Below are 26026 nucleotides of genomic sequence, written 5' to 3' on the forward strand. Positions count from 1 at the left end.
CCTTATCCCTTTGCCTGCTTGACCAGTCCGGCGATGACGTCGCGCACCGACATGCCTTCGGCGCGGGCGGCGAAAGTCAGCGCCATGCGGTGCTGGAGAATGGGTTCGGCGAGCGCGAAGATATCGTCCAGAGACGGTGCGAGACGGCCTTCGTAGAGCGCGCGGGCACGCGCGCAGAGCATCATCGCTTGGCCGGCGCGCGGGCCTGGACCCCAAGCGACGTTCTTGTCGGTCGAGGCATTGCCCTGTCCTGGGCGGGCGGAACGTACCAGCGCCAGGATGGCATCGACAACCGTGCCGCTCACCGGCATCTGGCGCACCAGGGTCTGGATCTCGATCAGCCGCTGCGCATCGATGATGGCTTCCGGCCGGGTTTCGCCCAAGCCCGTCGTCTCGAGCAGGATCTGCCGCTCGGCGGCGAGTTCGGGATAGTTGACGTCGACCTGCAGCAGGAAGCGGTCGAGCTGGGCTTCAGGCAGAGGATAGGTGCCTTCCTGCTCGAGCGGGTTCTGGGTGGCGAGCACATGGAAGGGCGCCGGCAGGTCATAGCGCTGGCCGGCGATCGTGATATGGTATTCCTGCATGGATTGCAGAAGGGCCGATTGGGTACGCGGCGAGGCGCGGTTGATCTCGTCGGCCATCAGGAGCTGGGCGAAGACCGGGCCTTTGACGAAACGGAAGGAGCGGCGTCCACTGTCGTCCTGGTCCATCACCTCGGAGCCAAGAATATCCGAGGGCATCAGGTCCGGCGTGAACTGGATGCGGTTGGCGGCAAGGCCGAGCACCTCGCCGAGGGTCGACACCAGTCTGGTCTTGGCAAGGCCGGGAACGCCGACGAGCAGAGCATGACCGCCTGACAGCACGGCGAGAATGGTGTTCTCGACGACGCTTTCCTGACCGAAGATCACCTTCGAGACTTCCCCGCGGATGGCGGCGATATCGGAGAGCGCCCTTTCGGCGGCGGCGACGATCGCCTTTTCATCGAGGCTGGCTTCGGTCTTCATCATACCCATGCTTATCTCCAACGGCTGAATCATTCGGCAGCGAATCGGCGGACTTATACATGTGCCTCATACCCGATAGAGTTATGGAGATGTGACGGGCTGACAAGTTCGTTGCGAATGACTATCTCGTGACTTTACTTCGTTAAGGACAAACCGGGACGGAAGAATGGCAGCCGAGGAAATCAGCGGACAGGCGGATGCGGCGGGACTGGCCGCACTGCTTTCGCGCGCGTCTGAGGAAAATGCCGGCAAAAAACGAGGATTACCGCCGGTCGAGCGGTGGAATCCGCCTTTCTGCGGCGATATCGACATGGAAATCCGGGCGGACGGCACCTGGTTCTACATGGGCACGCCGATCGGCCGACCGGCGCTGGTGCGGCTGTTCTCGACGGTTTTGAGGAAAGATGACGACCAGAAGACCTATCTCGTAACTCCTGTGGAAAAGGTCGGTATAAGGGTCGTCGACGCGCCTTTCATCGCCGTGGAGATGAGCGTGGCGGAGGGGCAAGGCCAACAGGTGCTGACTTTTCGTACCAATGTCGGCGATGTCGTGGAGGCGGGAGGAGAGCATCGGCTGCGCTTTGCAATTGCGGGCGAGAATGCCGAATTGAAACCCTATCTGCATGTGCGCGGGCGGCTGGAGGCGCTGGTGTCGCGTGCGGTGATGTATGAACTGGTCGCGCTCGGCGAGACTTTCAAGGTGGAGGGGCAGGCGATGTTTGCGATCCGCTCCGCCGGCGAAGTCTTCCCGATCATGCCGGCCGACGAACTGGATGCGCTTTGCCGATGAATGATGCGATCACCCACCGCTACCCGCTGTTTTCCGCAGCCGAATTCCGCCGCCGCGCGCTCAACCAGAATGGCGGGCCGGTCGACCGTGCCTGGCGCGATCACGGGGACCACATCCTCAATCCCGATATCGTGGCCGAGGTCGAGACCTTCAAGCTGCGCGACGCCGCCGTGCTCGTGCCCGTCGTCGACGACGGCGAGGAGGCGCATGTGATCTTCACCAAGCGCACGACGACGTTGCGCAAACATTCCGGACAGATCGCCTTTCCCGGCGGCTCGATCGATCCCGCCGATATCTCGCCTGAAATGGCAGCGATCCGCGAGACGGAGGAGGAGATCGGCCTGGCCGGCTCCTTCGTCGAAACCGTCGGACGGCTGCCGAATTACCTTGCCTCGACGGGCTTCCGCATCACGCCGGTGCTCGGCGTCGTCGCGCCGGGCTTTGCGCTGACGCTGAACCCGACCGAGGTGGACGACGTGTTCGAGGTGCCGCTTTCCTTCCTGATGGATCCTGCCAATCACACCCGGGACAGACGTGTCATCGACGGCATCGACCGGCATTTCTACCGCGTGCCCTATGAAACCAGAATGATCTGGGGCATCACCGCCGGCATCGTCCGCACGCTTTATGAAAGGCTTTATGCATGACCGGCATCGCCGACCAAGCATGGTTTCGCGACCCCGCCCTCGGCCGGATCTTGGCGCTTCTCAACGCCGATGGCGGGGAAGGGCGGGTGGTTGGCGGTGCGGTGCGCAACAGCCTGATGGGCCTGCCGGTCAATGATGTCGACATCGCTACGACACTCAGACCGGAGGCGGTGATCGAGCGGGCGGCGGCGGCCGGCATCAAGGCGGTCCCAACCGGCCTGGAGCACGGCACGGTGACGCTCGTCATCGACGGCAAGCCCTTCGAGGTGACGACCCTTCGCACCGACGTCGAGACCGACGGACGGCATGCCAAGGTCGCCTTCAGCACCGACTGGAAGGCAGACGCCGAACGGCGGGATCTGACGATCAACGCGCTTTATGCCGATGCAAAAGGCGAGGTGGTGGATCTCGTTGGCGGACTTGCCGACATTGAGACGCGCAACATCCGCTTCATCGGCGATGCCGCAAGGCGTATTTTCGAGGATCATTTGCGCATCCTGCGTTTCTTCCGCTTCTTTGCCTATTACGGTTCCGGGCGGCCGGATCCCGAGGGGCTGAAGGCGTGTTCCCTCGCGCGTTCGAAACTGACGACGCTTTCGGCAGAACGCGTCTGGTCTGAACTGCGAAAGCTGCTTGGCGCCGACGATCCCGGCCGGGCGCTGCTCTGGATGCGGCAGGTGGCGGTGCTGACGGAAATCCTGCCGGAGTCGGAACGATGGGGGATCGATGCGATCCCTTCGCTGATTACCACCGAAAAGGCGCTCGGCTGGACGCCCGATCCGCTGCTGCGCCTTGCGGCGATCGTGCCGCCGGATGCTGAGCGCATGGAGGTTCTTGCAGCCCGGCTCAAGCTCTCAAATGCAGAGGCGGCCACTCTCAAGGCCTGGGCAATGGCAGCGCCTGTTGATGACGACATGTCGTCGGCCGCCTTCGAACGGCTGCTTTACCGCAACGGCGCCGACGGCATCACGACGCGGCTGAAGCTGGCGCTTGCGGTGGCGCGCGGCAAAGCTGAAAGCGATTTCGACGAAATGGCGCGGTCGGCGCGGCTCACCAAGCTGCTGGACAAGGCAATGCACTGGAAGAAACCGCAGTTTCCGTTGAACGGCGGCGATGTGATTTCGGCGGGAATCGCGTCCGGCCCGCGTGTCGGCGAGCTGCTTGCCGGCCTGGAAAACCAGTGGGTGGAGGAAAATTTCGTTTCCGACCGGGCGGCGCTGCTCGCCCGGCTGCAGGAGCGCGTGCAATAATCAGGCTGCGTTCACCTCGTCGCGGATGCGAGCCTTGATATTATCCACCATGTTTTCGCGGATTGTGGTTTCGCCGTGAGCATTTTTCAGGTGCTCAACGGCACGGCGGACCACCTCGGCGTCGCTATCCGCCCGTGTATGCCAGGCGCAGCCCGGAACGAGAGTGCCGCATTCGAAAAGTCGCATGATCTTCTCCTCTGTTCGAAACACAACGACGATCGCGATCTTACGCGATTTATGAATGTGCGGGGGGAGGGAAGGTTCCGGCCGGCATCGACATGCCGGCCAGCAAAGGCAAAGTCAGTCGGGCATCGCCCAGGCTTTGTAGGTATCCAAGAGGTGGCGGGGCATGTTGCTGTTAGCGGCCGCTGCTTCATTCTGCAGCTGTTCCGGCGACTTTCCGCTGGCCAGTTGCAGCTTGACCTGCTCGATGAAGCAGGACAGCGGCAGATCCGAGCCGCTCTTGGCCCGCAGTTTCTCCGCGATGCGCGTTAAAAACTCAGGCGTGTCGATCGCGCGGGATGTTTCCTGGACATCCGTGGACGCAGGCGAGCCACCTTGTATCGTCATGACAATCCTCCTCCGATTGTTACGCACATACACATAAAGTTAGGACGCACTGAGTTTTCGTGAAGGTCTATCACCTCGAATTTATCGACGAGATCTCACAGTTTCATGGCCAGCGGACGACGGGGGGCAACGATGAGAGAATGGATTCAACGTTGCCGCCGGTCTTCAGGCCGAATATCGTGCCGCGATCATACAGCAGATTAAATTCGACGTAGCGGCCCCGGCGGATCAATTGTTCGTCGCGGTCGGCCTCCGTCCACAATTTATTGAAGTTGGAGCGGACGATCTTTGGATAGACCATGGAGAAGGCCCGGCCGACATCGCGCGTGAAGGCGAAATCGGCATCCCAACCGCCGGCTTCCTCGCTCGAATGCAGCCAGTCGTAGAAGATGCCGCCGATGCCACGGGCCTCGTTGCGGTGTTTCAGGAAGAAATATTCGTCGCACCAGGTCTTGTAGGCATCGTAGTCGGCGACGGCATGATTGCGGCAGGCGATCTCCATGGCCTTGTGGAAGAGTTGGCTGTCTTCGTCCTCCTGCGTGCGGCGGCGCGACAGCACCGGCGTCAGATCGGCGCCGCCGCCGAACCAGCGGCTTGATGTAACGACCATGCGGGTGTTCATATGCACCGCCGGAACATTGGGGTTGACGGGATGAGCGATCAGGGAAATGCCCGAGGCCCAGAAACGCGGATCGTCCTTGGCGCCAGGTATCTGGCCACGGAAATCCGGAGAGAACTCGCCGTGGACGGTGGAGGTGTGGACGCCGACCTTCTCGAAGACGCGGCCTTCCATCATCGACATCCGGCCACCGCCGCCGGCGCCGTTTTCGCGTGACCAGTCCTTGGCGACGAAGCGGCCAGGCTCCTGGTCGGAAAGCGGCCCTTCCAGCTCATCCTCGAGGGCCTCGAAGGAGGCGCAGATCGTATCGCGCAATCCCTCGAACCAATTGCGGGCGGCAGCCTTCTTCTCTTCGATGTCGCCGGGCAAGCCGATCGGCAGTTCAGGTCGTTCCATTTGCGCCTCCGGCGATCGACATCTCCTTTGGAGGCGACTCGCTCATTCTTGATTGCACGCCATGATTAGCAGTTGGTGCTGCATCTCGCCAAGCCGAGGCAGCGCTGCCGAGCGCCTCCAAGATTCGACTCGCAAATCAAGAATTTCGATATTACCTTTTCCGAGGAGGTAGGTTTGATGAAAAAAGTTCCAGGGCCTCCGTCCTTCGACGGCCTGAAGCGCAGGATAGCGAGACATCGGGCGGAAAATCCCCCGAGCAAGAAAGACCATTTCGTGCGTGAGACTTATTGCCTCGGCCTCATGGACGCACGGGCCAAGGCGCGCGAATGGTTCGACGAATATCCGAAAGCCGCCTATTGGACCGAGGTAGAGAGTTGGCGTCAGCTCGACGGCGACCAGATCGAATTCACCATGCGCCGCCTGCCTTCGGCCGACTGACCGTCACTTTGCGGTCGCCCGCACGCGGCTTTCGATCAGCAGGCCGCTTTCATCCATGATCGGATGCGCCACCGAGACGATGTGGGCGTTGAGGCGCTTCAGGTCGCGCAGCATGTCGAGATGCAGCGAACTCGTCTGCAGGCTGTCGGCACGGCCGTCACGCAGGCGTTCGAGGTGGCGCTCGGCAGACTGTTTTTCCATCCGGCGCACCTCGACCTTTACCTCCATCATCTGACGCGCGAGATTGAAATCGCGGGTGACGAAGATCGTCTGGGCGACGCGCAGATTGTCGATCGTCAGGTCGAACAGCTTGCGCAGTTCCTGATGACCGTCCTCGGAAAATTTCAGGCCAAGGGAGATCTTCTTCGCGACCTGCTCCAGCAAGCCCTTCTCGATGATATCGCCCATATGTTCGAGGTTGATCGCATAATCGATGACCACGATCGAGCGGCGGGCGTTCTCGTCGCTGAGACCCTCGCGGCCGAGCTTCGAGAGATAGACCTTCACCGCCTGCTGCAGCCGGTCGACGCGCTCTTCGAGGGCGGGAATCTCGGCAAGTTTGGAGGGATCACCGTGCTCGAAGGCTTCGGACACCCGGATCAGCATGCGCTCGATCAAGTCGCCGACGCCGAGCACTTCGCGGGTGGCGCTGGCAAGGGCAACGACCGGCGTTGAAAGCTCCTGCGCATCCAGATATTTCGGGGCGCTGTCAGGCTCGGCCTGATCCGGTACCAGCCGGGCCATCAGGGCGGCGAGCGGCCGGGAGAATGGCCAGGCCAGCGCCGCCAGCAGAAGGTTGAAGGCAAGATGCGCATCGACCGGCAGCTTGGCAGGGCCGAAAGGCAGCATTTGGATGAGTTCCGCGCCATATCCTGCCAGCGGCAGGGCGATAAGGCAGCCGAGCGTGCGGACGGCGAGATTGCCGAGGGTGACGCGCCGAGCCGAAACCGGGCCGGACAATGTCGCGACGACAGGCGGTATTGCGCCGCCGAGATTGGCGCCGAGCACGAGCACGATGACGAGTTCGGCGGAGACCACGCCGGCCGAGGCGAGCGACAGGATGAGCACCACCACCGCAAGGCTCGACGAGGACGCGAAGGCAAGTGCTGCCGAGATGATCATCGCCACGGGCAGGGCGCCGTCCAGCAGGCCGATGAAGGCGGCAAGGGCGGGAGAGGCGCGCATCGGTTCCGTCGCAAGGCCAAGGAGGTGCAGCGACAACAGCATCAGCCCGATGCCGATCAGTGCCGTACCGCCGCCCTGGATGGTGCTTGAACGGCCGCGGTAAAGCACGATGCCGGCAAGAATCAGGAGAGGAGAGAGCCATTCGATGCCCGTTGCCACGATCCAGGCGGTGATCGCGGTACCGACATTAGCGCCGAGCAGGACGATCTGCGCCATGCGCGGCTTGATCAGGTCACGCTCGACGAAGGAGGCCGTCATCAATGCCGTTGCCGTCGAGCTCTGCAGCGCGATGGTTGCGACGAGGCCCGACAGGAAAGAACGAAGGCTGCCGCGTGTGCCGGTTGCCAGACCTGTTCTCAGGCGGGCGCCGAAAGCCCTGGACACGCCATCCTTCACCTGCGCGAGGCCGAACAGCAGCAGAGCCACGGCGCCGAACAGGTTGATCATGATGATTGTAGAGTCCATTTTGTTGTTTTATTCTTCTTTCACAGATGTGGAGAAATGCGATTTTCCTCGCATGGCCATTCCAACTTATTGGAATTATGAAGGCCAATACTGAATTTTTGATTGCCCGGCTAATAAATATACGCCGGTTTGACAGATAGACAACGCTATTTTGCGACATATTCTGGAGCGGATCGGCAATTCCGCGGGCTTTTGCTCCGCCAGCGCCGGTGTCCGTCAGGCCCAGACGGTTTGGCGCATAGCCTCGCCGACGATCATCGCGGCCGACACGGCGACGTTGATCGAGCGCTGGCCTTCGACCATCGGGATCAGCACGCGCGCATCGGCTGCTTCATGGACCTGATCCGGCACGCCAGCGCTTTCGCGACCGAAGAGCAGGATATCGTCCGGCCGAAAGGCAAGATCGGTGTAGCGCTCCGCCGCCTTGGTCGAGGCGAGGATCAGGCGGCGGCCGGTGGTCAGACGCCACGCCTCGAAGCGGTCCCAACTGACATGGCGGGTGAGTGCGGCGGCGGCGATATAATCCATGCCAGCCCGTTTCAGGTTGCGGTCGGAGATGTCGAAGCCGGCGGGCTCGATCAGATCGACCGCGAAACCAACGCAGGCGGCAAGGCGCAGGATCGTGCCTGTATTGCCTGCTATATCCGGCTGATAGAGTGCCAGTCTGAGTGAAGTCATAATGCGCCATCTTCCCGCTTTCACCGCCAAAGGCCTAATGCAACTGTGATTTCGAAGCAACATGGCGCGTTTGGGCCCGAAAAGATGAAATTTTTGGCAGAACAGGGCTGGAAAATTCCTCGTTTTCGCGTTATCGGTGCATATCTTCAATCGCCAGCAAGGAGCGCCAGAATGAATATTTTGCTGTATGTGCGCCTCCCGGCCGTGATGCCAAGCAGTGCGATTTTCCGCCGATAGTGCGGGTTTCTTCCCTGAATTTCCCTTTTTGATCCCTTGTGCGGCTGTCTCAGCCTCGCCCCTTGAACGTTCGGTTCCCATATGTGCTTGCATAGCGCTGGGATGGCGCGAAGCCGGGAGCCGGAACGCTGACGTTTCGGAGCAATTTCATGTTTGGCTGGTTCGAACAGCGACTCAATCCCTTTCCAAGCGAGGACCCCGTCGTCCCGCCGAAGGGTCTTTTTGCCTTCTGCTGGCACTACAGCAAACCGGCCGCGCCCTGGCTCGGCCTGATGGCCGTGCTGACCGCGCTGATCGCGATCGGCGAAGTGGCGCTGTTCCAGTTCCTCGGCGACATCGTCGACTGGCTGACCAATGCCGACCGTGCCACCTTCCTGGAGAGAGAAGGCCACAAGCTGTTCTGGATGGCGGCGCTGGTGCTGGTCGGCCTGCCGCTGACCGCCGGACTCGATTCTCTCATTATGCATCAGATGATGCTCGGCAATTATCCGATGATCGCACGCTGGCAGATGCACCGCTTCCTGCTGCGCCACAGCATGTCGTTCTTTGCCAACGAGTTTGCCGGGCGTGTCGCGACCAAGGTGATGCAGACGTCGCTTGCGGTGCGTGAAACGGTGATGAAGATCCTCGACGTCTTCGTCTATGTCGTCACCTACTTCCTGACGATGATCATCGTGATTGCGGCGGCCGACTGGCGGCTGATGATCCCGATCCTCGTCTGGCTCGCAGTCTATATCAGCATCGTCGCCTATTTCGTGCCGCGGCTTCGCAAGATCGCGGCGGCGCAGGCGGATGCACGCTCGATGATGACGGGACGCGTGGTCGACAGCTATACTAATATCGCGACCGTCAAGCTGTTTTCGCATGCGGGGCGCGAGGAGGTTTACGCGAAGCAGGGCATGGACGAGTTCCTGCAAACCGTGCACAAGCAGATGCGCAAGGTGACGCTCTTCCATATCAGCGTCTATATGAACAACTGCATCGCGCTCTTCGTCATCTCGGGCCTGTCGATCTGGTTCTGGCTAAATGGAGCGATCTCGGTCGGCGCCATCGCCATCGCCATCGGTCTTGCCATGCGTGTCAACGGCATGTCGCAATGGATCATGTGGGAAGTCTCGGCACTGTTCGAGAATATCGGCACGGTCTATGACGGCATGGAGATGATGAGCAAGCAGCACGACATCGTCGACAAGCCGGGCGCACCCACCCTGACGGCGAAGAAGGGTGCGATCCACTATGACCGCATCCGCTTTCACTACGGCAAGAGCAAGGGCGTCATCGACAACCTTTCGCTCGACATCAAGGCGGGTGAGAAGGTCGGCCTGGTCGGCCGCTCTGGCGCCGGCAAGACGACGCTGATGAACCTGCTGCTGCGCTTCTATGATTTGGAGGCCGGCCGCATCACCATCGACGGGCAGGACATCGCCGGCGTCTCGCAGGAAAGCCTGCGCTCGCTGATCGGCGTGGTGACGCAGGACACCTCGCTGCTGCATCGCTCGATCCGCGACAACATCGCCTATGGTCGCCCCGATGCAACGGACGCCGAGGTGATCGAGGCCGCCAAACGCGCGAATGCCTGGGAGTTCATCGAGGGTCTCGTCGACTTGCAGGGCCGCGAAGGGCTGGATGCGCAGGTCGGCGAACGCGGCGTCAAGCTCTCCGGCGGCCAGCGGCAGCGCATCGCGATCGCCCGCGTCTTCCTCAAGGACGCTCCGATCCTGGTGCTCGACGAGGCGACCTCGGCGCTCGATTCGGAAGTCGAGGCGGCGATCCAGGAAAACCTCTTCGCCCTGATGGAGGGCAAGACGGTGATCGCGATCGCCCACCGGCTTTCGACCCTGACGGAGATGGACCGGCTGATCGTGCTCGACAAGGGCCGGATCATCGAGGCCGGTTCGCACAGCGAACTGATCGCGGGAGGCGGCATCTATGCCGACCTCTGGAACCGCCAGTCCGGCGGCTTCCTCTCCGATCATGCCGAGGAGGCGGAAGTAGCGGCGGAATGAAATGAGGCCCTCCCCACGGAAGCGGGGAGGGCCTTTTAAATTATTAGGATGGCTATGAGCTTACTGGACGGTTGCTGAAGACCGCGGTTGCTTCTTAGCCGTTCAAAGGCTGTCGGCCCAATCAATCGCGCGGTGATGTTCGATGAGGACGATGGTGTTGGCGGCGGCGATCGTGCGCAGCGCTGTGATGCGGCGGCGCTCCTCCTGGTCGATCCAGGCGGTGATGGCCTCGGTGACGATTTCATCGCGCGGCAGCGCCAGGTCGATGGCCAGGGCATCCAGCCTCTCTGCAAGCGGAAGCGGAATATGCGCATCGAGCATTTTCGTTTCCATGGACGTTGTCTCCGGTGAAGCGCGATCGTAACGTCAGATTGTGACCGGTTGAGGGGCAATCAATGCCGATGCCGCCGATGTTATCGATAATTACCAAAATATAACATTCTGTCCGCTTTCATTCTCTTTGCCGGGTCGGCTAATCCGCCTATATCGCTTCTATGTTGCTGAAGCCTATCCTCCGCCGGTTCGAAACCTGGATCGACCCGTTCCGCCCACGCGCCAATCTGCAGCCGCCGCGCTCGACGCTCGGATTCATCTGGTTCTATATCGGCCAGGCGAGGATTCCGTTTATCGCCATGCTCGTTCTCGGTGGGACATCGGCGGCAATCGAGGCTGCACTGTTCTGGTTCGTCGGACGCTTGGTCGATATCCTCGGGAGCATCACGCCGGGTGCCGGTTGGAACGGTCTTCTCGCCGCCCACGGCGGCGAATTGTTCGGCATGCTCGCCCTTATCGGGCTCGTACGCTTCGTCGTCGCCTTCCTGATCGCGCTCGTCGACCAGCAGGTGATCACGCCGGGCTTCTACAATCTCGCTCGCTGGCAATCCTATCTTCACGTCTCCAGGCAGTCATTGTCGTTCTTCCAGAGCGATTTCTCCGGGCGCATCGTCACCAAGGTGTGGTCGGCGGGGCAGGCAACCGGCGATCTCGTCACCTCGTTGATGGAAAGCGTCTGGTTCGTCGGCATCTATGCCGCAACGACGCTCGTGCTCGTCGCCCGGCTGGACTTTTCCCTTGCCGCCGTCGTGCTGTTCTGGCTTGGCGCCTTCAGCCTGCTTGCGCGCCACTTCGTTCCGCGCATCCGCCATCATTCCCGCGAAACGGCGGAAGCCGGATCGATGCTGAACGGCAGGATGGTCGACTCCTACAGCAACATGCAGACGCTGAAGCTGTTTGCGCGCGATGAGGAGAGCGACCGCTACATGCGGCAGGGCTTCGATATCTATCAGGATACGGTGCTGCGCTTCACGCGGTTCATCACCGGCGTTAGGGCCTCCATGGCGCTGCTCTCCGGCCTGATGATCGTGACGATGGCCGGGCTGAGCGTCGATCTCTGGCTGCGCGGCCTGGTGAGCTCCGGCGCCGTGGCGTTTTCGCTGGCGCTGGTGCTCAGGCTGAATTTCCTACTTGGGCGGCTGATGACGCAGTTCAACGGCATCATGCGCAATCTGGGCACCATCCAGAACGCCGCCGATCTGATCTCCCAGCCTCTGGGGCTCGTCGATCGGCCGGAAGCCAAAAACCTGGTGATCCGGCAACCCGGTATCCGCTTCGACAATGTTACCTTCCACTACGGCAGGGGTCAGCAGCCGGTCGTCGAGAACTTCTCCCTGACCATCCGGCCCGGCGAGAAGGTCGGGATCGTCGGTCGTTCGGGCGCGGGGAAATCAACGCTGGTGAACCTGCTGCTGCGCCTTTATGATATTCAGGATGGCCGCATTCTGATCGACGGCCAGGATATTGCAGCCGTGACGCAGGAATCTCTCAGGATGCAGATCGGCGTCGTCAGCCAGGACACCTCGCTGCTGCATCGTTCCGTGCGGGACAATATCCTGTTCGGACGGCCGGATGCCGGCGAGGAGGGGTTGGTCGAGGCAGCCAGGCGCGCCGAAGCCATCGACTTCATCGCCCGCCTGCAGGATCAGCAGGGCCGCAGAGGTTTCGATGCGCATGTCGGCGAACGCGGTGTCAAACTGTCGGGCGGGCAGCGGCAGCGCATCGCCATTGCCCGCGTCATGCTGAAAGACGCCCCAATCCTCGTTCTCGACGAAGCGACGTCGGCGCTCGATTCGGAAGTGGAGGAAGCGATCCAGTCCAATCTCCATCGAATCATGGAAGGCAAGACGGTGCTTGCGATCGCCCATCGGCTATCGACGATTGCCGCGCTCGACCGGCTGATCGTCGTTGATCTCGGCCGGATCATTGAAGAAGGCAGCCATGACGAACTGCTTCGCCGCGGCGGGCTCTATGCCGAACTTTGGGCGCGCCAGTCCGGCGGCTTCCTCGCTACGGATGAGGACACGGGTTCAAGGATCGATGACAAATTCCGCCATGAGGCCAAAATGATTTGATCCGAAGCCGTTCTCGATGCGGCGCACCGATTTCAGCCGCAGCGGCGCCCGGGTAAAGACGTGATCGATCGGAATACCGAAGGCGCCAGCCCGGATCGGCCATGTCGCGGGCTCCAGCGATGCCGTGCCCAAGCTTTGAGTGCGCATGAGATACTGCACGTCGGGCGCCAGGATCGACGTATTGAAATCGCCGGCAAGAACGAGCGGTCCCGAAAGGGTAGGGATGATCTCCGCGAGATCCCAGATTTCGAGGCCGTGGAACTCATCGTAATAAGGTTTGGTCAGGTGCGCGGCGAGGAAATTGACCTTCTGGCCGTCGAAATCGATCGTCGAGATCGTCAGCCGATTGCGCCAGAGCAGGCCGAGATTGCGGATGTGGGATTCGATCAGCGGGCGTTTCGACAAGACCAGCGTATCGCATTGCTCCATGCCGACGCCGCATCCGATATAATAGGGATAGGCCTTCAACAACCGCGGCAGTTCCGACAGCAGCGGTTCGGCCTCCAGGATGTTGACGACATCGGCGCCCGAGGCGATGACCATGTCGGCGATGTCAGGGCCGTTTGCGAAATTATCGTTCTCGATATTGAAGGACATCAGCCTGAACAGGGCCGGGCGGCTCTCCTCGACTGATGGTTCGATGAACTCGCGCATCATCACGACGCCGTGGACGGCAAGGACCACCGATACCGCGAGGGTCAGCAGCGCATACCAATGCCGCTTGACGAGAAGGGCTGCGACCGAGGCCACCACGCCGGCCACTGCCAGATGGACCTGGAAGCTGTAAAAGAACGACAGCAGATAGAAATCGGCAAGGTATCGCAGAGAGACGATGGCGAGAACGAGGGTTGTGAGGACGCTGAATACGCAAAAAATCGTGTCTCTCATCCGCTCCGGTCCGGCTCGCTGGCGTGGCTGCGACTGCGCCTATCACGAGGCCGTTTTTGTTGCAATGCAACATAATGGCAAGCGCGTGTTTGCCTTAAAAAATTCATCCGAAATTTCCCGCGACATTGTGCCCTCATCCCCTTGCCAAGGCTGGACATAATTTGCGATCAAGCATAGAACGCGCCGGATTGCCGGGGAATCTATGGCCGAATTGTGTCCAGAGATTCGCCGGTAGAGGGGGCAGGGCGGAATTCCGCGAAAATTGCGCAGAGGATGTTAGCCGTGAGCGAACACGAAACGACAAGCGAGGGCATGGGCGAACCCACTCGCCGTGATTTCCTTTATCTCACCACCGGTATGGCAGGCGCCGTCGGCGCCGTTGCAGTCGCTTGGCCATTCATCGATCAGATGCGTCCTGACGCTTCGACGCTCGCTCTCGCCTCCATCGAAGTCGACGTTGCCAGCCTTGAGCCTGGCATGTCACTGACGGTCAAATGGCGCGGCAAGCCGATCTTCATCCGCAATCGCACGCCTGAGGAAGTGGAAGCGGCAAACGCCGTCCAGCTTGGTGATCTGAAGGACCCGATCGCGCGCAATGCAAATCTTCCTGTGGACGCTCAGGCAACGGGTGTTGACCGTTCGGGCGGCAAGGGCAAGGAAAACTGGATCGTTATGATCGGCACCTGCACGCATCTCGGCTGCGTGCCTCTCGGCCAGGCCGGCGAATACAATGGTTGGTTCTGTCCCTGCCATGGCTCGGTCTACGACACGGCCGGCCGCATCCGCAAAGGCCCGGCGCCGCAGAACCTGGCGATTCCGACCTTTTCATTTTTGTCCGATACCAAGATCAAGATCGGTTGAGGGGAGACTGATTAATGAGTGGCCATTCCAGCTACGAGCCATCAACCGGCCTCGAGAAATGGGTCGATGCGCGCCTTCCACTGCCGCGCATGGTCTATGACAGCTTCGTCGCCTATCCGGTTCCGCGTAACCTGAATTATGCCTATACTTTCGGCGCAATGCTCTCGGTCATGCTGATCCTACAGATATTGACCGGCGTGGTTCTCGCCATGCACTATGCCGCCGAAACGACGATCGCCTTCAACTCCGTTGAAAAGATCATGCGCGACGTCAATCATGGCTGGCTGTTGCGCTATATGCATGCCAACGGCGCGTCTTTCTTCTTCGTCGCCGTCTACCTGCACATTGCCCGTGGCCTCTACTATGGCTCCTACAAGGCGCCGCGCGAAATTCTCTGGATTCTCGGTGTGGTCATTTACCTGCTGATGATGGCGACCGGCTTCATGGGTTACGTTCTGCCCTGGGGTCAGATGTCCTTCTGGGGTGCGACCGTCATTACCGGCTTCTTTTCCGCCTTTCCGCTGATCGGCGAATGGGTGCAGCAGTTCCTGCTCGGCGGCTTTGCTGTCGAACAGCCAACGCTGAACCGCTTCTTTTCGCTGCATTACCTGTTGCCGTTCATGATCGCCGGTGTCGTCGTCCTGCATATCTGGGCGCTGCACGTCACCGGCCAGACGAACCCGACGGGCGTCGAGGTCAAGACGAAGACGGATACGGTGCGCTTTACGCCCTATGCGACAATGAAGGATGCGCTCGGCGTCTCGGTCTTCCTGCTGGTCTATGCTTATTTCGTCTTCTACCTGCCGAACTTCCTCGGCCATGCCGACAACTACATCCCGGCCGACGCGTTGAAGACGCCGGCCCATATCGTTCCGGAATGGTACTTCCTGCCGTTCTACGCGATGCTGCGTTCGATCACCTTCAACGTCGGTCCGATCGACTCCAAGCTCGGCGGCGTGCTGGTGATGTTCGGCGCGATCATCGTGCTGTTCTTCCTGCCCTGGCTCGATACGTCGAAGGTCCGTTCGGCCGTCTACCGCCCCTGGTACAAGCTGTTCTACTGGCTGTTCGTGATCAATGCGATCATCCTCGGCTGGCTCGGCTCGCAGCCGGCGGAAGGTGGCTATGTGATGATCTCGCAGTTCTGCACACTCCTCTACTTCGCTTTCTTCCTGGTCGCGATGCCAGTTCTCGGCCTGGTGGAAACGCCGCGCCGCATCCCGAACTCGATCACCGAAGCGGTGCTCGAAAAGCGCAACAAAACAGCTGCAGCCAGTGCGGCGGCCAAAGCGTAAGCGAGCGAAGGAATAGGAATATGAAAAAGCTTGTTGCAAGCATTCTGCCGCTCGCTGTCGCTACCGTTCTCAGCAGCGCCGCCTTTGCCCAGGAGGCGACGCCCGCAAACGGCGCGGCTCCGGCCCATCACGAGGAAAGTGCGACACCGCACTATCCGCTGAAGGAGCCGAAGGAGGAGGAATGGACTTTTGCCGGTCCATTCGGCCATTACGACAAAGGTCAGCTTCAGCGCGGCCTCAAGGTCTACACCGAAGTCTGTTCCGCCTGTCATTCGATGAACCTTGTGCCCTTCCGCATGCTCGACGAGCTCGGTTATTCCGAGGCGCAGGTGAAGGCTTTCGCAGCGAATTACGAGGTTCAGGACGGCCCGAACGCTGCCGGCGAGATGTTCACCCGCAAAGCGGTCCCTTCCGATCACTTCCCGGCGCCTTTCCCCAACGCGGAAGCCGCTGCTGCTTCCAACAACGGTGCGGCTCCGCCCGACTTTTCGCTGATTGCAAAGGCTCGCGAAGTCGAACGCGGCTTCCCGCAATTCGTCTTCGACATCTTCACGCAGTATCAGGAAGGTGGCCCGGATTACATCCATTCGCTGCTGACTGGCTATGAAGAGCCGCCGGCCGGTTTCCAGGTGCCGCAGGGCGGACATTATAATCCCTATTTCCACGCTGCGGCCGTGCTTGCCATGCCGAAGCCGCTCTCCGACGGCCAGGTGACCTATGACGATGGTGCGCAGGCGACGGTCGACCAGTATTCGAAGGACGTCTCCGCCTTCCTGATGTGGGCCGCCGAGCCGCATCTCGAGGAGCGCAAGCGTACGGGCTTCATGGTCATGATCTTCCTCTTGATCTTCACGGTGCTGATCTACCTGACGAAGCGGTCGATCTACGCCAACAAGGAACATTGAGCGGTTCCCGATCGACATTCAAAAGGCGGCCTCGGGCCGCCTTTTTTGTTGGTTCCGCCCCTGGCAATTGATAGGGTGCGGCCAGTTTCATGCCCTCGCAGAATATGGACTTTCCATGGACAATACGACTTCGGAGCTCGCAGCCAGCATCCGCTCTATTTCCGACTATCCCAAGCCCGGCATCATTTTCCGTGACATCACCACGCTGCTCGGCAATCCACGCACTTTCCGCAGGGCGGTTGACGAACTGGTGCAGCCCTATGCGGGCACGAAAATCGACAAGATCGCCGGCATGGAGGCGCGCGGCTTCATTCTGGGCGGTGCGGTGGCCCACCAGCTTTCCTCGGGCTTCGTGCCGATCCGCAAGAAGGGCAAGCTGCCGCACGAGACCGTGCGCATCGCCTACAGTCTGGAATATGGCGTCGACGAGATGGAGATGCATCGCGATGCGGTGCAGCCCGGCGAGAAGGTGATCCTGGTCGACGACCTGATCGCCACCGGCGGCACGGCCGTCGGCGCAACGAAGCTGCTGCGCCAGATGGGCGCGGAAGTGGTCGGCGCCTGCTTCGTCATCGACCTGCCGGATCTCGGCGGCCGCAGGAAGCTGGAAGAACTCGGCGTTATCGTGCACACGCTGGTCGAATTCTCCGGGCATTAGATCAAAGAAATAGAGCATGATGTCGTCCGAAAACCGCTCACACGTTTCGGCAGCATGCTCCGAACCACATCCATTGCGGGCGGCGTCAGTCGAATTCGAGGACGCCGCTTTCGAAGCGGATAACGGGACCGCCGTTTTGATTAACGCCTTCGCAGAGGATCGTGTTGACGTGCCAGCCCGGCCGTGAAGCGAGCGCCCGGCTGGAGAGTAAGGCGACGGAATAGGACACGTTATCGTCGACGAACACCGGCTGCAGCCACTGCAGGTTCTGAAAACCCGGTGAGGGGCCGAGCTTCGGTGCTGTCAGGCCCTTTTCCGCGAGTGCTACGCTCTGCCTTTCCCAAAAGGCGATGAAAGTCTGCATCCAGGCGGCCGTCGTGTGCCAGCCGGAGGCGCAGAGGTCGCCGAAGAGGCTTTCCTTTGCCGCCTGCCTGTCGATATGAAAACGCTGTGGGTCGAAGCGCTTGGCGAAGCGGATGATGCTTTCCTCGGTGAAGGTGTAGCTGCCGATCTCGGCCTTCTCGCCGACGGTGTAGAGGTCGGACATTTTCATGCTGATGTCTCCGGGCGCATGCGGAGCATGACCGAATTTTCTGAGACCAAGACGAGTTGGCCTCGCTGGTTTTCCACCTCATGACGGAACTTGACGATGCCCATGCCGGGCCGCGAGCGCATCGGCCGGGATTCGAGCACAGTCGAATGGCCCGACAGCGTGTCGCCGGCAAGGACAGGCTTGCGCCATTCCATCAAATCGATACCAGGCGCGCCCTCGGCGAGCGCGTTCAGGAGATAGCTGTCGGCCATCATGCGCATGAACATCGAAGAGGTGTGCCAGCCGGAGGCGGCAAGCCCGCCGAGAATGCTGGCGCGGCCGGCTGCCTCGTCGAGATGCATCGGCTGCGGATCGAATTCCCTTGCGAACTCAATGACTTCCTCGGCGACGACCAGCTTCGGACCAAGCGCGAAGCGGCGGCCGGGCCGGAAATCCTCGAAGGAAAGTTTTTCTGCCGACATTCGTTCCTCCCGCCATATGCAGCGCACAATGCTTACAATAGCATCCGTGCGGGCTCAATGATTCCGGGGAGATAAATGGGTATGACGGAACTGAGATCGATACTCGACGAAGCTGCACACCAGGGGCTGATTTCGCCGGAGGCAGGCGGGCGGCTGTTGCCGTTTCTGGTCGAGCGCGGCGTCACCGTCATAGAGGCACGGCCGGTAATGGCAGCGCAGGAAGAGCAGGCCTGGTCGGATACCGAGACACCGCGTTTCGTGCGCGGCTTTCACGATGTGCTGATCACGATCGGTGTCGTCGTGGCGCTCGGCGGCCTCTGGGGGCTTGCCGCCCTTTATGCCGTGCTGCCTGCGATCATTGTGCTTTCGGAGATCCTGGTGCGCGGGCAGCGGCTTGCTCTGCCGGCAGTCAGCCTGACGATCGCGCTGTTCTGCTGGACATTCCTGCTGATGTCCTTCTTCTTCAAGCCGATAACACCTGCTTTCAACGGGGCGGAGGCGACGCAGTTCGTTGCCGGCTTCCCTATCATTCTCGGCGCCTATTATGTCCGCTATCGTGTGCCGTTGGCGTTGGCGCTCTGCATCATGTCGGCCCTTGCTTTCGTCCTCACCCTGCTTTTGCGGCTCATGCAATGGGCGAGCGGGGATCCGCAATTCTTCGCCAACCATCCCGTCTTGCTCGCGGTGGTCTGCCTCGTTTGCGCGCTCGGACTGTTCGCAACGGCGCTGTATTTCGACCTTGGCGATCGGATGCGCCGGACAACACGCTCCGATATCGCCTTCTGGCTTCATCTGGGTGCTGCACCGGCGCTGCTCTTCAGCGTCCGCCTGCTGATTTCGTTCGACGGCAATTTGTTGGATGTTGCCCAGACGGTTTCGATCAAGACGCCGATCATCGTTATCAGCGTTGCGGTGCTGATGCTGATCGGCCTTGTCATAGACCGGCGGGCCTTCGTCACGTCTGGGCTGCTGTCGCTCGGTTTTGCGATTTACGGCATTTTCCGGCAGGGAAGTGCGACGGTTGATACCTATATCTTCACGACGCTGATCGTCGTCGGGGTGATCGTGCTCGTCATCGGAACGGGCTGGATGCCGCTGCGCCGCCTCGTGCTGCCGGCGCTGCCGGCCGCCATTTCGCAAAGACTGCCGCCGGCCGTCTTAGGGGCAACTCCGTAAATCTTACGATTTCGCCCAAACCGCTGAGCGATTTGGGCGAAATGAATGGATCGGGATAGCGGCAGTATCCGTTCAGGTGTTGAAGCGGAAGTGGATGACGTCGCCGTCCTGGACGACGTATTCCTTGCCTTCGTCGCGCGCCTTGCCGGCATCCTTGGCGCCGACTTCACCGTTGTATTTGATGTAGTCGTCATAGGCGATGGTGTTGGCGCGGATGAAGCCGCGTTCGAAATCTGAATGGATGACGCCGGCGGCCTGCGGCGCCTTGGTGCCGCGCTCGATCGTCCAGGCGCGTGTTTCCTTCGGGCCGACGGTGAAATAGGTGATGAGGTGGAGCAGCTTGTAGCCGGCGCGGATCAGCCGGTCGAGGCCCGCCTCGTCAAGGTCGAGGGCGGAGAGGAATTCCTTGGCCTCCTCTTCGGGAAGCTGGGCGACCTCAGACTCGATCGCCGCCGAGATGGTGACGGTTTCAGCACCCTGCTCCTTCGCCATCACCGCGACAGCCTCGGTGAATTCGTTGCCGGTCGAGGCATCGCCTTCGGCGACGTTGCAGACGTAGAGCACCGGATGCGAAGTCAGAAGATTGAGGCTCTTGAGGATGACGATTTCTTCCGCATCGAGCGTCGACAGCAGCGTGCGAACCGGCTTGCCTTCGTTGAGCAGCTTCAGCGAGGCTTCCATGATCGGCAGCATCGCCACCGAATCCTTGTCCTTGCCGGTGGCGCGCTTGCGGGTCTGCTCAGTGCGGCGCTCCAGGCTTTCGAGGTCGGCAAGCATCAGTTCGGTCTCGATCGTCTCAGCATCGGCGACCGGGTTGATGCGGCCCTCGACATGAGTGATGTCGCTGTCTTCGAAGCAGCGCAGCACATGCACGATAGCATCGACCTCGCGGATATTGGCGAGGAACTGGTTGCCGAGGCCTTCACCCTTCGAGGCGCCGCGCACCAGGCCGGCGATATCAACGAAGGAGATGCGGGTCGGGATCAATTCCTTCGACTTGGCGATGTCGGCAAGCTTGCGCATGCGCGGATCGGGAACGGCGACTTCGCCAGTGTTCGGCTCGATGGTGCAGAAGGGATAATTCGCCGCCTGTGCGGCGGCCGTCTTGGTGAGCGCGTTGAAGAGGGTCGATTTGCCGACATTCGGCAGCCCGACGATACCGCATTTGAAGCCCATGGCTAAAACCTGCTGTTCTTGAATTCCTTGCTGGTGCCTATGGGATAAAGGAGCAATGTGGTCAAGTCTTAGAGAGCTTTTAGCGTCGCTCACTTGCCGACGGATCGGTGCTGGCCTATTCTTGAATACCGATGGAGATTTCGACATATTGCTGATTTGCCGGTCGCTGATCGTATAGACGCAGTGGCCCTATCAGTGTCGAAGCCGGCGACCAGCTCTTGCCTGTTTGGGGCGGGGAGCCAGCCGGCCGACTGTCGAAAATTCGTCATCGACAATGATTAGATGGTTTTGAAGATTCCTGACCCCATGTCATCAACGGGTGGATTTTTCCGATGAGTGACAATGACATTGCCCTGAAACCGAAGACCAAGGTGAAGCTCAAGCTGGACAAGCCGAAGCTCTACAAGGTCATTCTCGTCAATGACGATTTTACACCGCGCGAATTCGTCATCCTGGTCCTGAAAGCCGTCTTCCGCATGAGCGAGGAGACCGGCTACCGGGTGATGATGACGGCGCACAAGCTCGGTTCCTGCGTGGTCGTAGTCTGCGCCAGAGATATCGCCGAGACCAAGGCCAAGGAAGGCATCGACCTTGCCAAGGGCATGGGCTTTCCGCTGATGTTCACCACCGAACCGGAAGAATAGGTGCTGCCCGAGGGCTCTAAAATAGGGTTAGGGCCGGCGAATCTGATAGCCGGTCTTGTCCTGCACGAAGCCGCAATTCTCATACAAGCGCAATGTTGCCGGATTTTTGGAGCCGGTGAGCAGCATCACCTTGTAGCAGCCGGCGCTCCAGGCGTCTGCCACCGCATGGCCGATGACGGCGCGGGCGTAACCGCGCTTGCGATGATCGGCATGGGTGACGACGTTTTCGATGAGCGCATAGGAGGCGCCGTTCCGTGTCAGGTTCGGAACGACGACGCTTGTGACGGTGGCGACGGCGACCGCACCCGCAAAACCGATGAAGACGATCATGCCGGGCTGGGCCAGGATGGCGGAAAAGCGTTCCTCGGCAATGGCCTCGTCAAGAACCGGATCGGTGGGGTTCAGGTGACGGTAAAGCGTCATGAGACCGGCGAGATCGCCGCGGGTAGCCGGGCGGATGATGACGTCTTGATCCGGCATCGGTCTCAATCGCCCTTTTTGCCGAACATCTTTTTCAGCATGTCGGCCATCGGGCCGGTGGCCGGCAACTTCGGCTGATTGTGGTTGCGGGCCTGATGGATATGCGACTGGCCGGCCGGCTTCTTCTCGACGTCCTTCTTTTCTTTCGCCGGTTTCTCCTCCTCGGCCTTTCCGCCGAGCGCCAGCGCAATCTTGTTCATCAGCTGCGAATCTTCGTTTCGGACCAGCATGTCGGCATTGTCGGCGAGCGTGTCGAGAAGCGGCTCCAGCCAGGCCTTGTCTGCCTTGGCGAAATCGCCGAGCACATGGTTCTGCACCATTTCCTTGATGCCGGGATGGCCGATACCGAGGCGTAGCCGTCGGTATTCCCTGCCGCAATGGGCGTCGAGTGACTTGATGCCGTTGTGGCCGTTGTGGCCGCCGCCGGTCTTCAGCCGCGCCTTGCCCTGGGGAAGGTCGAGCTCGTCGTAGATTGCCACGAGATCGGCCGGCTGGAGCTTGTAGAAACGCATCGCTTCGCCGACGGACTCGCCGGAAAGATTCATGAAGGTCTGCGGCTTGATCAGCAGCACTTTCTCGCCGCCGACCTCGCCCTCGGCGATCTCGGCCCTAAACTTCTTCGACCAGGGCGAAAAGCCGTGGCGCCGATGGATGGCGTCGACGGCCATGAAGCCGATATTGTGGCGGTTGCCGGCGTATTTGCTGCCGGGATTGCCGAGACCCGCGATGATCAGCATGGCCTGTTTTTCCTCGCTAAAGCATGTCGCGCAAAGTGTGCAGCGGTTTTGCGACAACGACATGCGTAAAAACAAAGACCTAAAGCGCGAGGAGCAAATCTGAAAGATCGCGACGTGCTTTAGAACTTCCCGCCGTTCACCACCGCGAAATGAACGCAAAGTCAAGCGGAAAGGGCAGTTGTCTCCGGAGTCATTCCGACAGGTTCATGCCGTATTTCAGGAAGATCTGCTTCTGGTCGCCATCGGCGATCAGCTTGTCGAGAGCAGCCTGCATCCTGGCGAGCAGATCGTCCGGAAAGTTCTTCTCGCATGCGATGCCCATTGGCTGGGCGGAGAGCACGGTCACCAATTCCACCGGCTGGTCGGCCTTCAGTTTTTCGAAATAGAGTTCGGAGATCGGCATCATGTCGATGCGCCCGCCAAGCAGTTTGCGCAGCGTCGCGTTGAAATCGCTAGCGACATCGAGCTTGGTGAAGCCCTTCTCCTTCAGGATCGTCTCGGTGTAATCCTCGCGCTGAGTGCCGACCGTATATTTCTTCGCCTCGTCCAGATTGCTGGCGGTGACAGTAGAACCCTTGCGGGTGATCAGGATGTTGCGGTCGATGAGCAGCGGCTCGACCCATTTGAACAACGGGTCACGCGCCCCGTTATGGGCGGTCGCGAAGACACACGTCATCGGCGCCGTGCGGCCAAGGCTGAAAGCGCGCGCCCAGGGCATGATTTCGATCGTGTAGTCGACGCCGATCGCGGCCATTATCTTTTCGACCTGCTCGACGGTCGCGCCTTTGATCTCCTTGCCTTCGCGGTAGTTGAAGGGGGCATAATCCTCGGTCGCGAAGATCACCGTTTGCGCATGGGCGGTGCATGGCAGCGCCAGGCATGCGAGAAGCAGGAGCTTTTTCATCGGCATCATCTCCTTCGTTCTTCGTTTACGAGGCGCGTGCGATGGCCGATTGCGAGGCCATCAGTTCCTCGATCAGCGTGGCTGCGTGCTGCGGACGGTGGAAGAGGTAGCCCTGGCCATAGTCAAGCCCCATCTGGTGGAGCGTGCGGCACTCCTCTTCGGTCTCGATGCCTTCGGCAATAACGGTGCAATCCATCTTGTGGGAGAGCGTGGTGATGCCTTCGATCAGCATGCGGCTCTTCTGGCGCACGTCGTCATCGCCGTCGTTGATCGCGCGGGTGAAAGACTGGTCGATCTTGATGATGTCGACAGGGAAGCGGTTAAGGTAGCTCAGCGACGAATAGCCGGTGCCGAAATCGTCAAGCGCGATACGGCAGCCGAAGCGACGAAGCTCGGTGACGATCATGCGGATCTCAGGGTTGTCGTGCATCAGCACAGCCTCGGTGATCTCGACGACGATGCGCTCGGGACGGATGCCGTGGCGACCGACGATGGCGGCAAGACGGGCCGGCAGCGCCGGCTCGAACTGCAGCGGCGAGAAGTTGATGGCGAGATAGGTATCCTGCATACCGGGGATGCGGGAAATCTTGGCGAGGTTGGCGACCGCCTTTTCCATGATGACGTTGCCGACGCGGACAATTTTTGCCGTCTCCTCGGCGACGCTGATGATCTCGGCCGGCGGCATCAAGCCCTTCTGTGGATGGTTGAGGCGCATTAGCGCCTCGAAACCTGATATGCCGCGACCGTTCAGGTTGACGATCGGCTGCAGGAAGGCCTCGAACCAGTTGTCGACGAGGCCGGCTTCGATATTGGCTTCGATCTCGGCGCGGCTGCGGGCACGGTCGAGCATGGCATTGTCGAAGAGTTGCGCGCCGTTTTTGCCGTCGCGTTTCTTGGCATACATCGCCATGTCGGATTTCTGCAGCAGTTCGGCCGCGGTTGCGGCATGATGCGGATAGATGGCGATGCCGACGGAAGCGCTCAGATGCATGTCCGGGGCGAATGGCGTTTCGAAGAGCGTGGCAATCTGCTCGCACATTGCCTTGGCGCGTTTTTCGGCGTCCTTTGCCGGCAGCAAGATGGCAAATTCGTCGCCGCCGAGACGGGCTGCCTCGTCGGAGGGGGCAAGATGGGTTTTCAGGCGCTCGACGAGCTCGACCAGCGCCAGGTCGCCGGCGGCATGGCCCATATTGTCGTTGATCCACTTGAAGCGGTCGAGATCGACGAAGAGACAGGCGAGCTCCTGGCCGGCGGCGTCGGCGGCGGCGATCTTATTGTCGAGGACGGCCTCGAAGCCCTGGCGATTAAGAAGCCCGGTCAGGTGATCGGTGATTGCCTGGCGGTGGTTGCGGTCCTCGGAAGCCTTGAGTTCGGTGACATCGGTCATGACCGATAGCGAGAGGCGGTCGTGAGCGCCGGCTCCCGCCTCTGATTCCATGATCAGGACGTCCATGGTGCGACCGTCCAGGCAGACAAACTTGACGGTGACGGTCATGCCGCTTTCGGCCCGGCGGCGCTTGATGAATTTGTCGCGGGTGGCGGAAGTGACGAGATCGGCGAAGTTGCGGCCGATGACGGCGGTGCGGCTATAACCTGTGGCAAGCAGCCAATAATCACTGACGGCGGTGATGCGGTCTTCCTCATCGAGCGAGAAGAGCATGGCGGGCGTCAGATTGTAGATGTCAGTGGCGCGGCGGTGGGCGAGCTTCAGCTCCTTTTCCTCGCTTTCGAGCTTGGTCTGCATCTCGTTAAAGCTATGGGCAAGCCGTCCCATCTCGTCGTTCGACTGCCAGTCGACATGATGGCGGGAGCCGAGCTGGCGGGTGGCCTCGATCGCCGCCGTCAGCCGCATCAGCGGCTGGATGACGAAGAAACGGTTGCCGATCAGCGCCGTGCCGAAAACGGTCAGCACCGCGAAGATGAAGATCGAAATAAAGACGACCTCTTCCTGCTTCAGGCCGGAAAACAGGCCGAGCGCAGGATAATAGACGCTGATGCTGCCGAGGTTCTTCGGACCGTCGACAGCGTTGTAGATGATGGCGCGCGACACCTGCACCAGCTTGCCGTCGAAGGAGCGCGGAATGGTGGACTGGCTGACATCGAGCTGGCCTGACTGGTCACGCACTTCGACCTTGACAATGGCGCCCTGGGAAACGACCGTCGCGCTGATCTGGGTAACGCTCTCCTCATCGAGGTCCCACAGCGGTTTGGCCAGCGCCTGGGCATTGGCGACGAGAAGAACGGAGATGTGATCGCGTATTTCCTTGTCGGCTCGTTCCGAGGAAAGGAAAAGGAAGAGAACAAAGAGGGGAGCAACAAAAACAAGCAGCGCTCCGCAAACTATCGCAAAAAATCTGTTCTCAACGGAATTGTTCATGTTTCCGTCTACTCCCCCGGGCCGCCATATTTGCCGTCGCGCATTAAGGCGGGCTTCTTCGCAGCTGACGGAACATGCTTTCACGAATTTGTTAAATGTTGCTGAAACGGGGCCTTTCGAGGCAATGAAAAGCCCGCCTTCCCTGTGAATTGGCCTCCGAAAGTTGGACGACAACCTTCGGGGGCCAGTTCACTGGGGAAAGCGGGCCATATGCTTTA

The 26026-nt window shown here is 60.5% G+C and carries 27 protein-coding genes; 12 read left to right on the forward strand and 15 right to left on the reverse strand.

The features are described from left to right. Positions 1-2: 2 nt before the first annotated feature. Positions 3-1013 carry an AAA family ATPase gene (locus HFO99_RS26305; protein ID WP_222246813.1) on the reverse strand — a complete coding sequence of 337 codons (1011 nt, stop codon included), beginning with the start codon at positions 1011-1013 and terminating at the stop codon, positions 3-5. Between the two features lie 157 nt (positions 1014-1170). Between HFO99_RS26305 and HFO99_RS26310 the strand changes: the two genes are divergently transcribed. From HFO99_RS26310 to HFO99_RS26320, 3 genes are read left to right on the forward strand one after another with little or no spacing between them, the layout of a single operon-like run. Beyond that, a complete protein-coding gene (locus HFO99_RS26310; protein ID WP_222310511.1) occupies positions 1171-1794 on the forward strand; it encodes a DUF1285 domain-containing protein in 624 nt (207 codons plus the stop codon). Continuing rightward, complete coding sequence (locus HFO99_RS26315) at positions 1791-2441, forward strand: CoA pyrophosphatase (RefSeq protein ID WP_222310510.1); 651 nt, start codon at positions 1791-1793, stop codon at positions 2439-2441. The genes HFO99_RS26310 and HFO99_RS26315 overlap by 4 nt, the downstream gene beginning before the upstream one ends. After that, positions 2438-3691 (forward strand): CCA tRNA nucleotidyltransferase, encoded by a 1254-nt coding sequence (locus HFO99_RS26320; protein WP_222364569.1) that lies wholly within the window; start codon positions 2438-2440, stop codon positions 3689-3691. Before HFO99_RS26315 ends, HFO99_RS26320 begins: the two co-directional genes overlap by 4 nt. Here HFO99_RS26320 and HFO99_RS26325 read toward each other — a convergent pair whose 3' ends face one another. From HFO99_RS26325 to hemF, 3 genes are all read right to left on the reverse strand, one after another. Further along, positions 3692-3877, reverse strand: a complete 186-nt coding sequence (locus HFO99_RS26325; RefSeq protein ID WP_003565542.1) for a DUF1059 domain-containing protein — start codon at positions 3875-3877, stop codon at positions 3692-3694. It lies immediately after the preceding gene. Between the two features lie 114 nt (positions 3878-3991). Next, entirely contained in the window at positions 3992-4261 is a 270-nt protein-coding gene (locus tag HFO99_RS26330; RefSeq protein WP_222364570.1) for a hypothetical protein, read from the reverse strand. Positions 4262-4364: 103 nt separating this feature from the next. After that, positions 4365-5276: an oxygen-dependent coproporphyrinogen oxidase gene (hemF, locus tag HFO99_RS26335; protein WP_222364571.1), complete on the reverse strand. Its 912-nt coding sequence runs from the start codon at positions 5274-5276 to the stop codon at positions 4365-4367. A 177-nt stretch (positions 5277-5453) separates the two neighbouring features. Here hemF and HFO99_RS26340 point away from each other — a divergent pair, with 177 nt between their 5' ends. Further along, complete coding sequence (locus tag HFO99_RS26340; protein WP_003541775.1) at positions 5454-5714, forward strand: hypothetical protein; 261 nt, start codon at positions 5454-5456, stop codon at positions 5712-5714. 3 nt (positions 5715-5717) lie between these two features. On the opposite strand, the gene HFO99_RS26345 is transcribed toward HFO99_RS26340, so the two are convergent. Together HFO99_RS26345 and HFO99_RS26350 are read right to left on the reverse strand one after the other, a co-directional pair. After that, entirely contained in the window at positions 5718-7364 is a 1647-nt protein-coding gene (locus HFO99_RS26345; RefSeq protein WP_222364573.1) for a Na/Pi cotransporter family protein, read from the reverse strand. Positions 7365-7580: 216 nt separating this feature from the next. After that, a complete protein-coding gene (locus tag HFO99_RS26350; protein WP_222246821.1) occupies positions 7581-8042 on the reverse strand; it encodes a tRNA (cytidine(34)-2'-O)-methyltransferase in 462 nt (153 codons plus the stop codon). A 386-nt stretch (positions 8043-8428) separates the two neighbouring features. Here HFO99_RS26350 and HFO99_RS26355 point away from each other — a divergent pair, with 386 nt between their 5' ends. Next, a complete protein-coding gene (locus tag HFO99_RS26355) occupies positions 8429-10285 on the forward strand; it encodes an ABC transporter ATP-binding protein (RefSeq protein ID WP_064247823.1) in 1857 nt (618 codons plus the stop codon). A 102-nt stretch (positions 10286-10387) separates the two neighbouring features. On the opposite strand, the gene HFO99_RS26360 is transcribed toward HFO99_RS26355, so the two are convergent. Then, on the reverse strand, positions 10388-10618 hold the full coding sequence (locus tag HFO99_RS26360; RefSeq protein WP_130662010.1) for a ribbon-helix-helix protein, CopG family: 231 nt from the start codon (positions 10616-10618) through the stop codon (positions 10388-10390). 161 nt (positions 10619-10779) lie between these two features. On the opposite strand from HFO99_RS26360, the gene HFO99_RS26365 reads away from it, so the two are divergent. After that, positions 10780-12693 (forward strand): ABC transporter ATP-binding protein, encoded by a 1914-nt coding sequence (locus tag HFO99_RS26365; protein WP_222364574.1) that lies wholly within the window; start codon positions 10780-10782, stop codon positions 12691-12693. Here HFO99_RS26365 and HFO99_RS26370 read toward each other — a convergent pair. Continuing rightward, positions 12649-13581, reverse strand: coding sequence for an endonuclease/exonuclease/phosphatase family protein (locus tag HFO99_RS26370; RefSeq protein WP_222246824.1), 933 nt, complete (start codon positions 13579-13581; stop codon positions 12649-12651). The two genes, HFO99_RS26365 and HFO99_RS26370, sit on opposite strands and share 45 nt — an antisense overlap. Positions 13582-13863: 282 nt before the next feature. Here HFO99_RS26370 and petA point away from each other — a divergent pair, with 282 nt between their 5' ends. The 4 genes from petA (at position 13864) to HFO99_RS26390 (ending at position 17300) form a co-directional block, all read left to right on the forward strand. Continuing rightward, the gene (gene petA, locus HFO99_RS26375; protein WP_026154254.1) at positions 13864-14442 is read left to right on the forward strand and encodes a ubiquinol-cytochrome c reductase iron-sulfur subunit; all 579 of its coding nucleotides are present in this window, start codon (positions 13864-13866) and stop codon (positions 14440-14442) included. Between the two features lie 14 nt (positions 14443-14456). Next, entirely contained in the window at positions 14457-15737 is a 1281-nt protein-coding gene (locus HFO99_RS26380; RefSeq protein WP_170254792.1) for a cytochrome b, read from the forward strand. A gap of 20 nt (positions 15738-15757) precedes the next feature. Continuing rightward, positions 15758-16642: a cytochrome c1 gene (locus tag HFO99_RS26385; RefSeq protein WP_222331395.1), complete on the forward strand. Its 885-nt coding sequence runs from the start codon at positions 15758-15760 to the stop codon at positions 16640-16642. 115 nt (positions 16643-16757) lie between these two features. After that, positions 16758-17300 (forward strand): adenine phosphoribosyltransferase, encoded by a 543-nt coding sequence (locus HFO99_RS26390; protein WP_168251175.1) that lies wholly within the window; start codon positions 16758-16760, stop codon positions 17298-17300. 85 nt (positions 17301-17385) lie between these two features. Here the strand turns inward: HFO99_RS26390 and HFO99_RS26395 are convergent, their stop codons facing one another. Both HFO99_RS26395 and HFO99_RS26400 read right to left on the reverse strand, forming a co-directional pair. Further along, a complete protein-coding gene (locus tag HFO99_RS26395; protein ID WP_222364577.1) occupies positions 17386-17853 on the reverse strand; it encodes a MaoC family dehydratase in 468 nt (155 codons plus the stop codon). Continuing rightward, positions 17850-18314, reverse strand: a complete 465-nt coding sequence (locus HFO99_RS26400; RefSeq protein WP_222364579.1) for a MaoC family dehydratase — start codon at positions 18312-18314, stop codon at positions 17850-17852. The genes HFO99_RS26395 and HFO99_RS26400 overlap by 4 nt, the downstream gene beginning before the upstream one ends. 81 nt (positions 18315-18395) lie before the next feature. Between HFO99_RS26400 and HFO99_RS26405 the strand changes: the two genes are divergently transcribed. Then, on the forward strand, positions 18396-19490 hold the full coding sequence (locus tag HFO99_RS26405; RefSeq protein ID WP_222364580.1) for a hypothetical protein: 1095 nt from the start codon (positions 18396-18398) through the stop codon (positions 19488-19490). A 72-nt stretch (positions 19491-19562) separates the two neighbouring features. Here the strand turns inward: HFO99_RS26405 and ychF are convergent, their stop codons facing one another. Continuing rightward, positions 19563-20666 carry a redox-regulated ATPase YchF gene (ychF, locus tag HFO99_RS26410; RefSeq protein ID WP_024319526.1) on the reverse strand — a complete coding sequence of 368 codons (1104 nt, stop codon included), beginning with the start codon at positions 20664-20666 and terminating at the stop codon, positions 19563-19565. A gap of 332 nt (positions 20667-20998) precedes the next feature. On the opposite strand from ychF, the gene clpS reads away from it, so the two are divergent. After that, positions 20999-21310: an ATP-dependent Clp protease adapter ClpS gene (gene clpS, locus HFO99_RS26415; RefSeq protein WP_222246834.1), complete on the forward strand. Its 312-nt coding sequence runs from the start codon at positions 20999-21001 to the stop codon at positions 21308-21310. Between the two features lie 27 nt (positions 21311-21337). Here clpS and HFO99_RS26420 read toward each other — a convergent pair whose 3' ends face one another. From HFO99_RS26420 to HFO99_RS26435, 4 genes are all read right to left on the reverse strand, one after another. Beyond that, a complete protein-coding gene (locus HFO99_RS26420; protein WP_222364581.1) occupies positions 21338-21799 on the reverse strand; it encodes a GNAT family N-acetyltransferase in 462 nt (153 codons plus the stop codon). Next, entirely contained in the window at positions 21796-22527 is a 732-nt protein-coding gene (gene pth / locus HFO99_RS26425) for an aminoacyl-tRNA hydrolase (RefSeq protein WP_222246836.1), read from the reverse strand. The genes HFO99_RS26420 and pth overlap by 4 nt, the downstream gene beginning before the upstream one ends. A gap of 190 nt (positions 22528-22717) precedes the next feature. Then, entirely contained in the window at positions 22718-23431 is a 714-nt protein-coding gene (locus tag HFO99_RS26430) for a substrate-binding periplasmic protein (protein WP_222364582.1), read from the reverse strand. Between the two features lie 25 nt (positions 23432-23456). Further along, positions 23457-25808: an EAL domain-containing protein gene (locus tag HFO99_RS26435; RefSeq protein ID WP_222364583.1), complete on the reverse strand. Its 2352-nt coding sequence runs from the start codon at positions 25806-25808 to the stop codon at positions 23457-23459. Positions 25809-26026 lie beyond the last annotated feature (218 nt).

The organism is Rhizobium leguminosarum (genome assembly GCF_019798305.1).
Lineage (GTDB): Bacteria > Pseudomonadota > Alphaproteobacteria > Rhizobiales > Rhizobiaceae > Rhizobium > Rhizobium leguminosarum_U.

Bases quoted from the DNA above. Each gene is read 5' to 3' on its own strand.
- HFO99_RS26305 (WP_222246813.1), bottom strand. From the start codon at position 1,013: ATGGGTATGATGAAGACCGAAGCCAGCCTCGATGAAAAGGCGATCGTC.
- HFO99_RS26350 (WP_222246821.1), bottom strand. From the start codon at position 8,042: ATGACTTCACTCAGACTGGCACTCTATCAGCCGGATATAGCAGGCAAT.
- HFO99_RS26330 (WP_222364570.1), bottom strand. From the start codon at position 4,261: ATGACGATACAAGGTGGCTCGCCTGCGTCCACGGATGTCCAGGAAACA.
- HFO99_RS26355 (WP_064247823.1), top strand. From the start codon at position 8,429: ATGTTTGGCTGGTTCGAACAGCGACTCAATCCCTTTCCAAGCGAGGAC.
- HFO99_RS26390 (WP_168251175.1), top strand. From the start codon at position 16,758: ATGGACAATACGACTTCGGAGCTCGCAGCCAGCATCCGCTCTATTTCC.
- HFO99_RS26325 (WP_003565542.1), bottom strand. From the start codon at position 3,877: ATGCGACTTTTCGAATGCGGCACTCTCGTTCCGGGCTGCGCCTGGCAT.
- pth (WP_222246836.1), bottom strand. From the start codon at position 22,527: ATGCTGATCATCGCGGGTCTCGGCAATCCCGGCAGCAAATACGCCGGC.
- HFO99_RS26385 (WP_222331395.1), top strand. From the start codon at position 15,758: ATGAAAAAGCTTGTTGCAAGCATTCTGCCGCTCGCTGTCGCTACCGTT.
- HFO99_RS26435 (WP_222364583.1), bottom strand. From the start codon at position 25,808: ATGAACAATTCCGTTGAGAACAGATTTTTTGCGATAGTTTGCGGAGCG.
- HFO99_RS26400 (WP_222364579.1), bottom strand. From the start codon at position 18,314: ATGTCGGCAGAAAAACTTTCCTTCGAGGATTTCCGGCCCGGCCGCCGC.
- hemF (WP_222364571.1), bottom strand. From the start codon at position 5,276: ATGGAACGACCTGAACTGCCGATCGGCTTGCCCGGCGACATCGAAGAG.
- HFO99_RS26395 (WP_222364577.1), bottom strand. From the start codon at position 17,853: ATGAAAATGTCCGACCTCTACACCGTCGGCGAGAAGGCCGAGATCGGC.
- HFO99_RS26370 (WP_222246824.1), bottom strand. From the start codon at position 13,581: ATGAGAGACACGATTTTTTGCGTATTCAGCGTCCTCACAACCCTCGTT.
- HFO99_RS26340 (WP_003541775.1), top strand. From the start codon at position 5,454: ATGAAAAAAGTTCCAGGGCCTCCGTCCTTCGACGGCCTGAAGCGCAGG.
- clpS (WP_222246834.1), top strand. From the start codon at position 20,999: ATGAGTGACAATGACATTGCCCTGAAACCGAAGACCAAGGTGAAGCTC.
- HFO99_RS26365 (WP_222364574.1), top strand. From the start codon at position 10,780: ATGTTGCTGAAGCCTATCCTCCGCCGGTTCGAAACCTGGATCGACCCG.
- HFO99_RS26430 (WP_222364582.1), bottom strand. From the start codon at position 23,431: ATGAAAAAGCTCCTGCTTCTCGCATGCCTGGCGCTGCCATGCACCGCC.
- HFO99_RS26310 (WP_222310511.1), top strand. From the start codon at position 1,171: ATGGCAGCCGAGGAAATCAGCGGACAGGCGGATGCGGCGGGACTGGCC.
- HFO99_RS26405 (WP_222364580.1), top strand. From the start codon at position 18,396: ATGACGGAACTGAGATCGATACTCGACGAAGCTGCACACCAGGGGCTG.
- ychF (WP_024319526.1), bottom strand. From the start codon at position 20,666: ATGGGCTTCAAATGCGGTATCGTCGGGCTGCCGAATGTCGGCAAATCG.
- HFO99_RS26320 (WP_222364569.1), top strand. From the start codon at position 2,438: ATGACCGGCATCGCCGACCAAGCATGGTTTCGCGACCCCGCCCTCGGC.
- HFO99_RS26345 (WP_222364573.1), bottom strand. From the start codon at position 7,364: ATGGACTCTACAATCATCATGATCAACCTGTTCGGCGCCGTGGCTCTG.
- HFO99_RS26380 (WP_170254792.1), top strand. From the start codon at position 14,457: ATGAGTGGCCATTCCAGCTACGAGCCATCAACCGGCCTCGAGAAATGG.
- HFO99_RS26315 (WP_222310510.1), top strand. From the start codon at position 1,791: ATGAATGATGCGATCACCCACCGCTACCCGCTGTTTTCCGCAGCCGAA.
- HFO99_RS26360 (WP_130662010.1), bottom strand. From the start codon at position 10,618: ATGGAAACGAAAATGCTCGATGCGCATATTCCGCTTCCGCTTGCAGAG.